This is a genomic window from Hyalangium versicolor (genome assembly GCF_020103695.1).
Lineage (GTDB): Bacteria > Myxococcota > Myxococcia > Myxococcales > Myxococcaceae > Hyalangium > Hyalangium versicolor.
In genome coordinates, this window is the sequence record NZ_JAHXBF010000007.1 from 48482 (window position 1) to 62978 (window position 14497).

At 67.1% G+C, this 14497-nt stretch carries 10 protein-coding genes; 8 read left to right on the top strand and 2 right to left on the bottom strand.

Features of this window, described 5'->3' with window-relative positions; genetic code table 11:
* Positions 1 to 202 precede the first annotated feature (202 nt).
* The 5 genes from KY501_RS16095 to KY501_RS16115 are packed head-to-tail and all read left to right on the top strand — an operon-like array spanning position 203 to position 10190.
* A complete protein-coding gene (locus KY501_RS16095) occupies positions 203 to 1885 on the top strand; it encodes a methyl-accepting chemotaxis protein (protein WP_224363942.1) in 1683 nt (560 codons plus the stop codon).
* Positions 1886 to 1894: 9 nt separating this feature from the next.
* On the top strand, positions 1895 to 2443 hold the full coding sequence (locus tag KY501_RS16100) for a chemotaxis protein CheW (protein WP_224363943.1): 549 nt from the start codon (positions 1895 to 1897) through the stop codon (positions 2441 to 2443).
* Between the two features lie 57 nt (positions 2444 to 2500).
* Complete coding sequence (locus KY501_RS16105; protein WP_224363945.1) at positions 2501 to 6187, top strand: AsmA family protein; 3687 nt, start codon at positions 2501 to 2503, stop codon at positions 6185 to 6187.
* Positions 6184 to 6726 carry a DUF1318 domain-containing protein gene (locus KY501_RS16110; protein WP_224363947.1) on the top strand — a complete coding sequence of 181 codons (543 nt, stop codon included), beginning with the start codon at positions 6184 to 6186 and terminating at the stop codon, positions 6724 to 6726. The genes KY501_RS16105 and KY501_RS16110 overlap by 4 nt, the downstream gene beginning before the upstream one ends.
* A gap of 23 nt (positions 6727 to 6749) precedes the next feature.
* Positions 6750 to 10190 carry a TolB-like translocation protein gene (locus KY501_RS16115; protein WP_224363948.1) on the top strand — a complete coding sequence of 1147 codons (3441 nt, stop codon included), beginning with the start codon at positions 6750 to 6752 and terminating at the stop codon, positions 10188 to 10190.
* A gap of 3 nt (positions 10191 to 10193) precedes the next feature.
* Here the strand turns inward: KY501_RS16115 and KY501_RS16120 are convergent, their stop codons facing one another.
* On the bottom strand, positions 10194 to 10811 hold the full coding sequence (locus tag KY501_RS16120; RefSeq protein WP_224363949.1) for a TetR/AcrR family transcriptional regulator: 618 nt from the start codon (positions 10809 to 10811) through the stop codon (positions 10194 to 10196).
* Between the two features lie 76 nt (positions 10812 to 10887).
* On the opposite strand from KY501_RS16120, the gene KY501_RS16125 reads away from it, so the two are divergent.
* Complete coding sequence (locus KY501_RS16125; protein WP_224363950.1) at positions 10888 to 11691, top strand: inositol monophosphatase family protein; 804 nt, start codon at positions 10888 to 10890, stop codon at positions 11689 to 11691.
* 263 nt (positions 11692 to 11954) lie between these two features.
* Here the strand turns inward: KY501_RS16125 and KY501_RS16130 are convergent, their stop codons facing one another.
* Positions 11955 to 12188 carry a hypothetical protein gene (locus tag KY501_RS16130; RefSeq protein WP_224363951.1) on the bottom strand — a complete coding sequence of 78 codons (234 nt, stop codon included), beginning with the start codon at positions 12186 to 12188 and terminating at the stop codon, positions 11955 to 11957.
* Between the two features lie 81 nt (positions 12189 to 12269).
* On the opposite strand from KY501_RS16130, the gene KY501_RS16135 reads away from it, so the two are divergent.
* Together KY501_RS16135 and KY501_RS16140 are read left to right on the top strand one after the other, a co-directional pair.
* Positions 12270 to 13754 (top strand): PilZ domain-containing protein, encoded by a 1485-nt coding sequence (locus KY501_RS16135; RefSeq protein WP_224363952.1) that lies wholly within the window; start codon positions 12270 to 12272, stop codon positions 13752 to 13754.
* A complete protein-coding gene (locus KY501_RS16140; RefSeq protein WP_224363953.1) occupies positions 13751 to 14494 on the top strand; it encodes a hypothetical protein in 744 nt (247 codons plus the stop codon). The genes KY501_RS16135 and KY501_RS16140 overlap by 4 nt, the downstream gene beginning before the upstream one ends.
* Positions 14495 to 14497 lie beyond the last annotated feature (3 nt).

Genomic DNA, 14497 nt, shown 5'->3' on the forward strand with positions numbered 1-14497 from the left:
CCAAGATTGCTCGTGGAGAGACTGTCCGTCAGCGTGGGCGATCGGACGTCTGCTTGCGCTCGTCGAATTACGTGTTCGAATGCGTGGAGCTGCTGCGTTGATCACTCCTCGCTCGGACAGTTCCCCCGCGCCGCCAGCTGGCCTCGAAGTAGCCCCCAGGCACTACCACGGGCCTTAACTCTCCCCTGCCTCATGGATTCCCATGACCTGGTTCCAAAACCTGAAGATCTCCTCCAAGTTGCTCATCGCCTTCTTCGTCCAGAGCGCCTTCACCCTTCTGCTGGGCCTCTTCGCCATGAGCCAGATGGAGAAGATGAACAACGCGACCGATGAGGTGACGGAAAGGCGGGTGCCAAGCATCGCCTACGTCTCGGACGCGAACACGGATACCTCGGACTTTTTCATCGCCGAATTGTTGCACGTGCTCTCGAGCGATGCCGCGGAGATGGCCCAGTACGAGCGGGAGATGCGGTCGCTGCAGGAAAGTATCGAGCGAGGGTTCGACAGGTACGAACCCCTCATCAGCCTCGACGAGGAGCGGCGCCTGTACGAAGACTTCAATCAGCTCTGGAGGGACTACCTGGAAGAGCACGACAAAGTCATCGCGTCCTCCCGTGCGAGCCAGAAGGACGAAGCCTTCTCCCGCATCCGCGACCACTCGCGGCGGGCCTACTCGACCGCCAGCGACAAGCTGGAGGATCTGGTGGCGGCCATCCATGTGAACTCGAAGAAGGCGTCGGATCAATCGGACGATACCTATGCGCTCGCCAAGGGGTGGATCATCGGCTCCATGGGCCTGGCCTTCGTCCTCAGCCTGATGCTCAGCGTCTTCATCGCCGGCATCATCTCGCGCCCGCTGACCCATGCGGCGCAGATGGCCGATCGCCTCGCCGAGGGAGATCTCTCCGTGAGCATCTCTTCGGAGTCCGAGGACGAGACGGGCCGGCTGATGGCGGCCCTGAAGCGCATGGTGCAGAGGCTCAGCCAGGTCATCGGTGAGGTGCGCGAGGGGGCCGGTGCGCTCGCCTCGGCCTCGGCGCAGGTGTCGGCCTCGTCGCAGAACCTCTCCCAAGGCACCAGCGAGCAGGCCAGCAGCGTGGAGGAGACCACCTCCAACCTGGACCAGATGACGGCGACCATCACGCAGAACCAGGAGCACGGCCGGCAGATGGAGCGGATGGCCGTGCAGGGGGCGAAGGATGCCGAGGAGAGCGGTCAGGCCGTGAAGGGAACGATGGAGGCGATGAGCTCCATCGCGGAGAAGGTCTCCATCATCGAGGAGATCGCCTACCAGACAAACCTGCTGGCGCTGAACGCGGCCATCGAGGCGGCGCGCGCGGGAGAGCACGGCAAGGGCTTCGCGGTGGTCGCCACCGAGGTGCGCAAGCTGGCCGAACGCAGCCAGACGGCGGCGCGGGAGATCTCCGGGCTGGCCGCGAACAGCGTGAAGGTGGCCACGCGCTCGAGCCAATTGCTGGAGGAGCTGGTGCCCTCCATCCGGAAGACGTCGGAGCTGGTGCAGGAGGTGGTGGCCGCCTCGGCCGAGCAATCCGGTGGAGTGGGGCAGATGAACAAGGCGATGCAGCACGTGGACCAGGTGACGCAGCGCAACGCGTCGGCCTCCGAGGAGCTGGCTTCCACCGCGGAGGAGCTGTCCTCCCAGGCCGAGGCGCTCAGTCAGCTGGTCTCCTTCTTCCACCTGGGCGAAGGCTACGGGCGCAGCTCGCGTCTGATGGTCCAGCCCGGCTCCCGAGGGGGTTCAGAGACGCACAGGTTCTTCCCGAGGCAGGAGCGTAGGGTGGCAGGCGCTTCCGAGCCCGCGCCGCACCTGGCCTCCATGTCCAACCGGCTCCCGGACGAGGAGCGCGAGTTCAAGCGCTTCTAGGTGACAGCCATGAGCACACGGACGCAATACCTCAGCTTCATCGTCTCTGGAGAGGAGTACGCGCTCGGCATCCTGAAGGTGAGGGAGATCATCGAGTACAACACCGTCACGCAGCTTCCCGGGGCCCCCGTCTGGATACGAGGGGTGGTCAACCTGCGGGGCAACGTGATGCCCGTGGTGGACCTGGCGGTGAAGCTGGGCCTGCCTCCGGCAGCCCTCACCCGGAGGAGCTGCATCGTAGTGGTGGAGTTGACACTCGGAGCAGAGCCTCTCGTGCTCGGGGTGCTGGCGGATTCCATCGGACAGGTGCTCGAACTGGAGCCCGGTGACGTGGTGCCATCACCCTCCTTCGGCACGCGAGTGCACGTGGACTATCTGCTGGGCCTGGGCCGGGTGGAGGCGAGCAAGAGGCTCGTCCTGCTGCTGGACATCGACAAGGTGCTCAGCACCCAGGAGGTGCTGACGGCCAGCATGCCGCAGCCTCCATGGAGCGCTCTCGCACAACCGCCAGCGCCCCATGGCATGCCAGTCCCCCAGGGGGTTCCGCTCCCCGATTGAAACCCGATTGCGCTACATGGTAGGACGATGGTGGCCGATCGCTCCTGATTGAACACCATGGACTCCCCTGGAGCTGGACGGGCTCGGCGGCGGTTGGCCCGAATCATCGCAAGCGTGCTCTTGGGGCTTGTTGTGGCCCTCGCGCTGATACTGATCGCGGTGGTGGTCACGCTGCACCACCTCGACTCTCCCTGGCTGAAACAGCGGATCGTCTCCCGGGTGGAAGCGGCCACGGGCCTGCAGCTGGACTACCAGGTGGCCCGGATCGCCGTGCTCTCGGGCTTGCGCCTGGAAGGGCTGGTGGTGCGGACTCCGCCGCCGTTCCAGAGCATCGCGCCCGAACTGCTGCGCGTGGGAATGCTCGAGGCGCAATGGTCGCCCGGCGAGCTGCTGAGCAAGCTCCCCCGGGTGGAGCGGGTGACGGTACGGGACGTGGCCCTCGCCTGGGTGGCCGACGATGCAGGGCCCACGTCGCTCTCGGGAGTAATGGGGCCAGCAGCCCCCGAGCCGCCGCCCGTTGCGGCTCCCCTCGGAACCTCTCAGCAACTCGCGGCCTTCCTGGCCTCAGCGCCGCCCTTCGGGAGGATCGAGGTATCGGGCGTGTCGTTGAGCTACGTCCGCGTCCGGAACGGTGAAGTGATCGAGCGCTGGGCGTTGCGTGGACTCGCGGCCGAGCTCGAAGCGAAACATCAAACCGATGGTTGGAAGCTCTTCGCGAATGCAGGCCGGACCGATCAGCCCCTTCCCCTGGAGGTAAACCGCGAAGGAGCAGCCATTCCACCGGCCCTGGCGCAGTTGGAGCTGGCGCTCTCTGCGGAGGCTGGAGCGTCGGCCGCTCGCGCGAAGGTGGACCTCGACGTCACGCGGCAGACTTTCGACACGCGGTTCACGCTCCGTCCCCTGCTGCACGGCACGGCCTCGGCGACGTTCGATGGCGAGAAGCGGCACACCACCCTCGAGCTGGATCGCACCCAACTGACCGACAGCGCTGAAGTACAGGCCCGGTTGGTGCTTCCGGACGCGGCGGATGTTCCACCTGTGGTGACGCGCGCCCTAGCGGATGTGGATCTCGGACGGCTGCTGCAAGCAATTCCCGCCGATTGGCGACCGTTCTCCATCGAGCGCGGCTCTGTGCATCTGGATGCCCAGGACGTGACGCTCAGCGCCATGCCGCAACTGGGTGCCCAGGGCAAACTCGGGCTGGAGGTCGACCTCGCGACGCTCCGGCTCGCTCGAGACGAGCTTCGGGTGGCCCTCGGCAGTGGACACGTCTCCTGTGTGGCGACCCCTGATCCCCAAAAAGGCCTGTCCGCGCAGCTCTCGTGGGAACTCCAGGGGCTCGATGTCAAAGGGACCACCGCGCTCCTTGTTCCGAAGGCTTCCGGCGAACTGAAGGGGCAGCAATTGCGACCCGACCCCTCTTCGCTCATCCAGGTTGCGGGGGACGTCACCCTGTCCGGAATGGTGGATGTACTGGACGTCCGTGCCTCCGGGCTCCGTGCGACGGCCGAGCGCCTGGGCCTTCATCTCCAAGCCCCCCTTGCGGGGGAGCCGCCCTTCGCCCTGCAAGCGGACGTGCCTGTGAAGAAACTCCAGGTGAGCACGGCGGATGGACGCGAGGTGATCCAGGGCCCCGTGCACTTGAAGATCGACGCGTCGCAGACATTCCCCCAGTGGGATGACCCAAAGCTGAGCCGGGCGCGTACCCATCTGGAGCTCGACGTGGGAGGAATGCATGCATCGGCGGATGCCACCAAGGGGACCGATGAGGTGGCGTACACCCTGGCCGTTCAGACTCCGGACCTCGTAGCCGCTCGGCCCTTCATCCCCGAGCTGATTGCCGCGCGCATTCCCTGGAAGAACCTGGGCGTGAACCTGTCCTCCACAGGGAAGGCGACGGCGCTCTTCTCTGCCTCGCCTCGGTTGGAGCACCGGACGGAGCTGCGCCTGCAGCGGCCGGGATGGGATGACGTATCGGCCAGCAACGTCGCCGCAGTGCTGAGCTCTCGAGGAGATGTCTGGCGGCATCAAGGCGAACTGGACCTTCAAGTCGAAGGGCTGCGCGCCGGTGAGAACGACCTGGGCGCTCAGCACCAGCTCCTGACGGTGGACCTCGACCGCCGAAAGCCGTCGCTTCGACTGGGCCTCACCAGCCAGGCCGGGCTGAAGCTCTCCCTCGATGCGGCCCTGGCGTTCGACCGAAAGGCCCGCGCGCTTCGGGCTGATGTGAAGGGGGACCTCCCCTCCATCGAGACCTTGTCCCCATTCCTGGCCAAGGCGCAGGTGCCCAAGGAACTGGATGCCTCGAAGCTCGCGCTGGGGGTCGAACTGCACGGAACACTCCTCGGAGTGATCACGGACATCGCCGCCGACGGGACCCCGAGCCTGGCTCCCGATCCCCTGCACACAGGCAACTTCGAGGGAACAGCGGTGGTGGACGCGCGTGGCCTCCGTTGGAGACAAGAGGCCTTGTCGATCAACCTCCCCGCCCTCCATTGGCAGGTCGACTCGCACGCCGAGGGCCCTCGGCGCACCGTTCGCAGCCAGGTGACGGTGGAAAAGCTCGGCGTGGGAATGAACGATCGCCGGCTGTCCGTCGCCGACATCTCCAGCGACACCACCGCGACCTTCACCGACAAGTGGGAAACGGAGGAGTCCGAGCTGAAACACCTCCTGAAGGTCCGCTCTCTCGAGCAGAAGCCTCCACTCCCCTATCCCGTTCAGGACCTGGCATGGTCGTTCAGCGCTCGAGGGACGCCCTTCGGCATCATTCGCGTCCCCGACCTGCAACTGTCCAACCCGGGGACGAGCACCCAACTGAAGGCCCAAGGCTGGATCGATCTCAGCGAGAGCCGGCGCCGTCTGGCAGTCCGGGGAGAGCTGACGCAGGACCTGGCTCGACTGGCACAGCCCGGTTTCATCGAAAGCAGCGGCAAGGTCATGGTCGACTTCCGGGTGGCTTCGCCCGACCTGGTGGTCTTCCGCACCCTGTCCAGCCTCCTCTTCCAGAACGTGAACGTGCGGATACCCGAGTCGGGGATCTCCGTCGAAGCGCTCGATGGCAACGTGCCGCTGACCGAGGACGTGGAGCTCGCCGAGGGCAAGATGCGGCTGCTGAGCGACATCGACCTGAACCCGTATCCGCTGGTGCGTTTCGCCGACCAGCATCCCCTGCTCTCGCGCAGCGGCTACATCTCCGCGGGCAGCATCGTCACGCCGTACATCTCCATCGCCCCTCTGGCCGGAAACCTGTCCATCCACCAGAACGTGTTCTCCATGAGCCAGCTGGAGATGGGAGTCCGGGGAGGACGCATCACCGGGCAGTGCATGCTGGACTGGCAAGGGGCCCACTCCACCCTGGAGGCCCGAGTACGGGCGACCGGAGTGAAGTCGTCCCGGGGCGAGCCCTTCGACGGCAATGCCGCCGTGCTCATCTCCGGCAAGGACCGCAGCGTCAACGGACGCGCGGAGATCCTTCGAATCGGCAACCGCCACCTGCTCGACCTGCTCGATCTCGAGGATCCGCACCACGCCGATCCCGCCACCAACCGCGTCCGCTACGCGTTGAGGGTGGGCTACCCGGAGCACGTGCGAGTCAACTTCAACCACGGCTTCGGCAGCCTGAGCATCACCATGGGCGGCCTGGCCAGGCTGCTGAGCATCGACGAGATCCGGGGCATTCCCATGGGCCCCATCGTCGACCGCGTCGTCCACTCATTGAACCCTCCGGAGGCCACGCCGTGAAACACCCCGGATTGCTGCTGCTTGCCGCCCTCGCCGCTCCCGGGTGCATCCGCGCCCCGGAGATCGTCATGGTCGATCGCGCGACGGCACTCGAACAACAGGCCTCGGGCTCATTCAAAGACGTAGAGCAGCGTCTGGCTCGCGCGGGCATGAGCCCGACGCCCGTGCCGCTCACGCCCAACCAGTTGGAGGATCTGGGTATGCAGCCCACGCCGCTGGTCGAGAACATGGGCAGGACGCAGGCGGACCGCATTGACGATCTGCTGCGGCGCCACTGCGTGGGTGAAGGGCGGGACGGGCTGCTGAAGTTGGACAGCAAGCGCCGCTGCCAGACGGGGCGCATGTCGGCCGACGATGTCGCCCTGGTGGACCGGGTGAACCGGGCCCGGCTGCAACTGTGGCAGTGGATGCGGACGGTCCGCCCCGGCGTGCCCGAAGAGTCGCTGCGCCGGAGCTGGCAACAGGTCCACGCGCAGGGAGTGGTCTGCGGCGGCTGGGTGGAAGCCGATGACGGCACCTGGGGAGAGAAGAAGTGCTGACGCTCCGGAGAGGGTGCTGCCTCATGGCCCTGGTCGCCCTCATCGCGGGCGTCGCCTGGGCGCAGGATGATGAGAACGATGGAGGCCTGCGCACGCCCTCACGGCTCACCGTGGGCGTGGGAGATCAATTCCTGGGGCAGCTGACGCCCGATGAAAAGACGCTGCTCTTCGTGTCCAACCGGAACATCGCGACCGAGATCTACATCCAGGATCTGGAAGGAGGCCGCGAGCACCGCCTCTTCGACGAAGGCGCCGACGTGACGTGGCCTCGGGTCAGCCCCGACGGCAAGCACCTGCTCTACATCTCGTTCCGAAACCAGGCCAGCGGCCAACTGTGTGTCCGGGATCTGCCAGGTGGGGAGGGCCGCCGCTGCCTCGAGGAAGAGGCCAGCGCGCTGCAGGCTGAATGGATCGATGCCTCGCATGTCGCGCTGGTGAGCCGGGCAACCATCCAGGGAGATCTGAAGTTGTCGCGCATCTCCCTGGAGCGCGAGTGGAACGTGAGTTCCTTGCTTGAGCGCAACCTGACCAGTCCCACCCTCTCTCCGGATGGGCGCTGGCTGGTGTACGTCCCGGTCGAACGCTCCGTGCAACAGGTGGGCCCCGGATTCGCCGCGCGCGCCGCACCCCACCTGGAAGCAGTCCGGCTGGACCGCCCTGGCTCGGTCCCCATCCCCCTGGCGCTCGATCTCCCGGGGCAGACCGGCCAGCCGGTGTTCTCGCGGGATGGGCGCTTCCTGTACGTGGTGCAGTTCTTCACGGACTCCAACGAGGACGGGGTGATCGACGCCAGTGACAGCGGAATGCTGTTCCGGGTGCCCTTCGCCTCCGAGCGGGACGATGCTCCCGAGCTGGCCGCCGCTTCCAGTCCTGACCAGCTCACCAGCGCGGCCTGGAGCTGCGAGTACCCGGCGCCCGCGGCCTCGTCACTCCTGACGACCTGCTCGCGCGATCACTCGCTGGATGTGTATCAGCTGCCGTTGGACGGACAGGTTCCCAGCGATTGGGACGTGCCTCGCCTCACCGAGGAGTTGGGAATGGTGGGCAGGCGCGCGGATGAACTCCTGCTCTACCGCCACCGCCTGCTGCTCGAGGAACGGCCCAAGCCCCGCCGCCTGCTGATGATGCGCCTGAGCCGGCTCCACCTGGCCTTCGAGGACTTCGAAGCGGCGGAGTTCTACGCCCGCCACATGTCCTTGGTGAACGATCCCGCCACTGCCGGGCTCTCGGAGCCACTGCGAATCCTCATCGATCACCGGCGTGACATGAAGGAGCGCGAGCACGGCCGCATGGTGGACGAGCAGGGGGAGACCGAGCAGCAGCGCATGGCGGCGCTGGATCCCGCCGCCGCTCCCAGCCCGCCTTCCGCCGTCTTCCGACACGTGGTGCGCAGCGAGCTGGCGATGTCCGCGGGCGACTTCACGCAGGCGCGACAGGAGCTGGAGGCGGCCCAGGTGACCGACACCACGCCGCGCGGGGTGCTGGAGGCCTATTTCGATCAAGCGGACGCGCTGTACCGCCAACTCGATGACCGGAAGGCGCTGGTCGAAACCGCGCGCCTCTTCTCGATGAACAAGGCCTTCAAAGACGACGATCAGCTCGACTTCGCTCGCGCCGCCGTCCGGGCCCTGTACCGGGGCCGCCCCTACGACGAGGCGGATGCCGCCATGGCCCAGGCGCTCGCCACGGCCCCTGCTGGCTCGGCTTATGCGTTTGCCTTGGAGCTGGGCCGGCACGTCAACGCGTTGCACGAAGAGCGTCCCCCCCGCCCTGTCCGGGATGCGTTGATCGCGTTCTACCACCAGCAGAAGGATCCCCTCCGCCGGCGCGCCCTGGTGCAAGACGCCGTCGAGCGCGCGTCGAACCTCGGCGCTGACGGCGTGCTGGAAGCATTGGCGACGGTGTACGTCGACGACGCCCCGGCCGGCACCGAAGAGCGCCGCCGGGCCGAACGGTTGTACCGGCGCGCGCTGATGGGCCGCGGCTACCGCCGGTTGGGGAGGCAGCGCCAGGACGAAGCCCGTGCCGACTTCGATCTCGTGACGCAACGGACGGGCTCGCTGGAGAGCGCTGTCGAATCCATCAACCTGCGGCTGCGGGCCGGTGCCAGCCCGGAAGTGGTGGAGAAGGAGGTGACCACCACCTCCGCGAAGATGGCCAAACCGCTCGCGCACTTCGTGAAGGCCTACGTCATGGCGCGCCAGCTCCCCAAGCTGGAGGATGACCGCGCCCACGCCGAGGCGGTAGCGGCGGCCGTGAAGGAGCTGCGTTCATCGTGGCAGGAGCTCAAGAACCAGCGCGCGGTGCACGCCCTCTCTGGCGCCATCCAGCACGAGGACTTCCTGCGCAGCCACGATCCCGCCGCCGCCGAGCGTGCCAACCGGCACTACATGATTGCCCTGGACCTGGTGCGCACCAACATCCGCTACCGGGCAATGATCCTCGGCGCGCTGGGAATGCTGCACACGCAGGTGGGCAACTACCACATCGCCCTGGGCTACCTCGATCAGCGGGACAAGTTTCCCTATGTGGACAACGCGGCGGGACTGGCGGTGTCCCTGGCCCGTGCCCGGTCGCTCCTGCACGTTGGCCGCGAAGAGGAGGCAGCGAAGGCGGCCGATCAAGCCCTGACCATGGTGGACGCCGCACCGAAGTTGGCCCGTTTCGTCCCCCTGGTCCTTGACCGAGCAGCGCTCTACAACCTTGCCGCGGGCCGGTTCGAGCGTGCGTTGGCGCTCTACAATCGCGAGATGTTCACCGTGGAATCGGCTCCCCGAGACACGGAAGGGCTGCGCAACCGGTTGGTGGTGAGGCTGGCCCGCTGCGCCGCCGAACTGGGAGCAAATCAGCCACAGCGGGCGCTGGAGGACCTGGACAGCGTGGACCGAGATCTGGCCACTCCCGCCGTGCAGGCCACGCTGATCTGGCCACACGCCACGCCCCGGCACGTTCAGCGCTCCTACCGCATCATCGCCGCGGGGCTGCGCGCCAACGCGGAGACCCGGCTCGGGAACATGGACGCCGCGGCACGCGCACTGGAACAGCGACGCGAGCTGTTCCTGGAGCAGCTCGCCGAATCGGACCGCGATGAAGACATCAGCGCCGTGACGCTGGCGGAGATGCGGCTGGCCGAGAATGCCGTGGACCGCCGAGACCCGGCGCAGGCAGCCCGCTGGCTGGGGCAGGCCATCGCGCACGCCGACACCCTTCTCGAGCGCACGCAGGTACCGGTCGATGCCAATCAGCTGGATGTGCTCTGGTTCACGGCGCAGTTGCACTCGGAGGGGAGCACACCGATGCCCTTCGACGTGCCCAAGAGGCTGGGCCAGGCGCAGCGCTCGCTCATCGACCAGCGCGATCCCTCCTGGCGTTCCTATCTGGCGTGGTTCGAGATCTACCTGGCGCTCGGGGCCCACCCGCCCACCGAGGTCCGGGACGCGCTGCTGCTGCCGCCCCAGCCGTAGCGCTCAGGCTGGGACGTATTCCAGGTAGCCGAAGACAGCCCGGCTGACGCGTTCGACGAGTGCCACGAGATTGCGCTCGCCGCGCTCTCCCGCGGCGTCGACGATGGCTCTCGCGATGGCCAGGAGATCTTCCGCTGCGAAGGAGGTTCGAGGCACCGCCGCCATGTCCGGCGCGTCGAGGCACCATTGGACAGTGATGGCGAGTTGCTCCCCCACGCTCTGCAGTTCCTGGCTGACAGGCAGGCGGCGCTCCTCCAGATCCAGGAGCCGCGCCAGGGCCGGACGTCGAAACTGATAGGCGACGGCGGCCTCGATCAACCGCTGGAGACCCTTGCGCCCACGGCGCTCCGTACGGATGGCGGCGACTTCCTCCAGGAGCGAACTCGTCTCCCGAAGGATCAGCGCTTTGGTGATCGCGTCCTTGTTGGGGAAGTACTGATACAGCGACCCGATGCTGATGCCGGCACGCTGGGCCACGGCGTTGGTCGTATAGCCCTCGAAGCCCTCTGTTTCCAGAATGCGAGCCGCTGCCTCCAGCACGGCGGCGACAGTCGCCTCCGAGCGCTTCTGGCCAGGTTTCTTCCTCGGGTTGATCGTATGGGCAGGACGGCGCGCGGCCATGGGCGGAAAGCGAGTAGCGAATGTGAGCGAATGCTCGCATCTTATCCGCAGCCATTGACGGTCTCAAGAGGGACACATGCCAACGCTCGCGGATGATGAAACATTGATGCACACCACTGTGGCCGCCGTCCAAGCTGCGGGTCGCCACCTGAAGAACCGATTCTCCTTCGACGCGCGTCCGGGAAGCCGGGACGCCATTCTCGCCGCGCTCCAGGCAAACGATGTGGAGTCGCTGGGCATCCTGCGCCGGTTGCTCACAGAGGCACGTCCAGGGGCGGGATGGGTGGAGGATGAACTGGAGACGGGGGCACTGCCTCCAGGCGAGTGGTGGGTCATCGATCCCGTGGAGGGCAACATCAATCACATCCACGGGATGCCCAACTGGTGTGTCACGGCGACGCTGGTGCGCGACAACATCCCGGTGCTGACAGGGGTGTACCTGCCGATGACTGGCCATACATACACCGCGGTCCGGGGCGGCGGGGCCTATCTCGACGGAGTGAGACTGCACGCCTCCGGGAAGACGAAGCTGGACGCGGCCCTTGTGGGAACGGGTCAGGCCATGCCGGGAGAGGACCGTGACACCTACCGCCGCATCGGCCAGTCCGTCACCGCGATGCTGGAGAGTGCTCTGGTCCAGCACGTGTCCGTGCCCGCAACCCTGCAGCTCATCCACATCGCCGATGGGCGGATGGATGTCTTCTGGCAATACTCCCAGGTCCGTTCCGGACTGCTGGCGGGTGCCCTGCTGGTCGAGGAGGCTGGCGGCAGGATCACCGACACCCATGGCCGCCCCTGGAGTCTGACGAGCGCTGATTTCCTGGCTGCCGCGCCCAGCCTCCACAGCGCAGCGGTCAACGTGCTGTCCGCCATCGCCTGACCCAATGGAGTCGTGCCCCGGGCGTGTCGCGAACACGCGGCCGCGTAGTCCCGCCACGCGGGTCCGGGAGCCAGCGACTCCACCGCTGCCCTGCTGGCCGCGAATGGGCTGAATCATTCCACGGCGTTGCCGCGATGGCGGCCCTTGGCCAGGGCTCTTCGCGGCCGCGCGCCAGGTGAAAACTCGCTGGCACGCCCCGTGCTCAAGACGGCGCCCAGGAGGACGAGCGCATCCGGTCGTCCTCGCAGGGAATGGACGCCATGTCACCGCACCTTGGGACCCACGACTTCATCGAAGAGACACGGGCGAAACCCGGCAGAGCCCTTCTCCGAGGGGAGGCGCAGGCTGCCCTCGATCGAGCAGACGGGACAGCGCGGGTTCAAGAGGAGCTCGTCGAGCCCGAGCACATCCAGCGAGCCCTCATGACAGCAGCCTCCCTGGGCGGACGGGGACTCCTGCGCCGGGGCGGACGGGTAGCGCGCCTGGTGCTGGAGCATGTCGACCTTTCCTCCGGGTGCCTCCACTGGAGGTGCGCTGTCCCCGCCGAGAGAGGAGATTCGCTCGCATGCGAGGCCGAGGTGGCGGGCTACAACTCCGTCTATCGCATGCGCCTGCAGGAGGGCACCTGGGAGAAGGACCAGCTCAGGACGCCGCTGCCGGAGCGCCTCCTGCGCATCCGCCACCGTGCCCACCGGCGTGTTGCGCCGCCGCCCGCCACCCGCATCCACCTGCCGCTCCCCACCTGGCCCGGGCAAGAGTGCGAAGTACTCGATGTCTCTTTCGGAGGGCTGGGAGTGCGGCTCCTGCCCGGGGAGAAACTCGAGCCAGGCACAGTGCTGCCCTCCAGCACGCTCGTCACCGAGGACGGAGCGCCCATCCACCTGCGCGCAGAGATCCGCCACGTGTCGGTCACTGCGGTGGGGACGAGTGTCTGCGGCCTGCGGGTCGAGCCGCTCACCGGCCTGGACATGAACCGCTGGAGGGAGCTCGTCACACGCTCGCTCTGCCCCACCACTCGGACCGATGGAAGCCTGGTGGAGCCGCTGTGGCAGCTCTTCATCGACTCAGGCTACTTCAGCCTCGCCAGCCACTCGGCGGAAGGGTTCGAGGACCTGCGCACGAGCTTCGTCGACCTGGGACGGCGTGCCGCGCACCTGCCACACCTCATGTGCCTGACGGCATGGCCCTCCTCGCGTGGCGTGGAGGGGACGCTCGCCATCATGAAGCCGTACCGCGCCACGTGGCTGATTCACCAGTTGGCGAAACGGCCGGGAAGCTCTCCGCCACCGGGCTCCACGGCAGGAGTCCTCCGGGATCTCTACGTCCGAACGGTAGAGCACGCGCAGAGCGACCCTGGCTTCCAGTGGCTGGGGGCCTACATCGAGAGCACCGTGCCTTTCATCCACCGCGCGCACAGCGGCTTCGCGCGGCGCATGGCCGACACGGACCGGACACTGCTGCTCCCCGTGCGGATGGTGGACGTCTCCAGCACCGAGATGAGCGGAGCGCTCCCAGTAGGCATGACGCTCGGTCCGGCAACGCCGGGTGAGCTGAAGCTGCTCGCGAGCCAAATCGCCCGCCTGCGCCCCGCCAGCTACATCGAAGCCTTGGATTTGAGCCTGGAGTCCCTGGACCTGGCGGCTGCTGCCGGAGCGTGGCGCGAGGCCGGACTGGAGCGGGAGCGTCACATCCTGGTCGCACGCCGCCGGGGCCGGCCCGTCGCGGCGGCGGTGATGGAGGTGGGCCAGCGCGGGGCCAATCCCTTCCGCCTGCTGGATGCCATGCGCCTGTTTCCCCTGGCTCCCGAGGAGCAGGAGGCCCACCAGGCCCTGCTGAACGCAGCGCGCGGTTGGTACTCCCGCCGGGGCCGCGACACCTTCGTTCTCATGGAGGAGGAAGGGCTCGGCCGCCACATCCCGGCAGTCCCAGCGGGAGACGTGCACGGCGGCGCGCAGCCGTACCTCTGGCTCATCTCCGCTGAGCTCGTCCCCGAGTTTCTGGAGCACATCCACATGCAGACGGCAGGCCGTCTGCCCACCCTCTCAGAAAAGGAGCTGTCATGACCCTGATGAAAACGATGTACCTACCTCACGTCCTGGAGACCCGGACCCGGTTGGAGACGGAGCCCACAGTCCAAGCCCTGCTGTCCTCCGACATCTCCCCCGCACTGTTGGAGCGCTTCATGATCGAGTGGTCCGCACGAGGTGCGTACATGACCGAGCCGGTGGAGGGGTGGATCCGCGGTGCGGGCGAGCGCTGCATCGCGCTCGGGATGGAGAAGCTCGGCCAGGGGCTCATCACCCACTCGAAGCACGAGGCCGGACACCACCTGATGACCATCGAGGACGCGCGGGTGCTGGTACGCCGCTGGAATACGCGCTACGCGCAGCAACTCGACGCGGATGCGCTGATTGCGCAGGCCCCCACGGAGGCGATGCGGGCGTACCGCCAGCTGCATGACGACACCATCGAGAGCGATCTGCCCATCGGCCAGGCGGCCATCGAGTACGAGGTGGGCTACCTCGCGGTGGAGCTGGTGCCGCGAATCCTCTCGCAGGTGACGCGAGTGCTCGGACGCGAGTCCATGGAGCAGCTCTCCTTCCTCAAGGAGCATGCCGCGGTGGACGTCGGACACACGGCGCTCAACGAGCGGATGATGGAGGAGGCGCTGGTGCCTCAGCCCGAAAGGGCACGCCGGTTGGCGGCCATCGGCGCCAAGGGGCTGGACTGCTACCTACGCTTCCTCGGGGATTGCCTGAACGCATCTCGAGGCAACTGGACCCTGGTGAGCGCGGCGGCCTGAGCG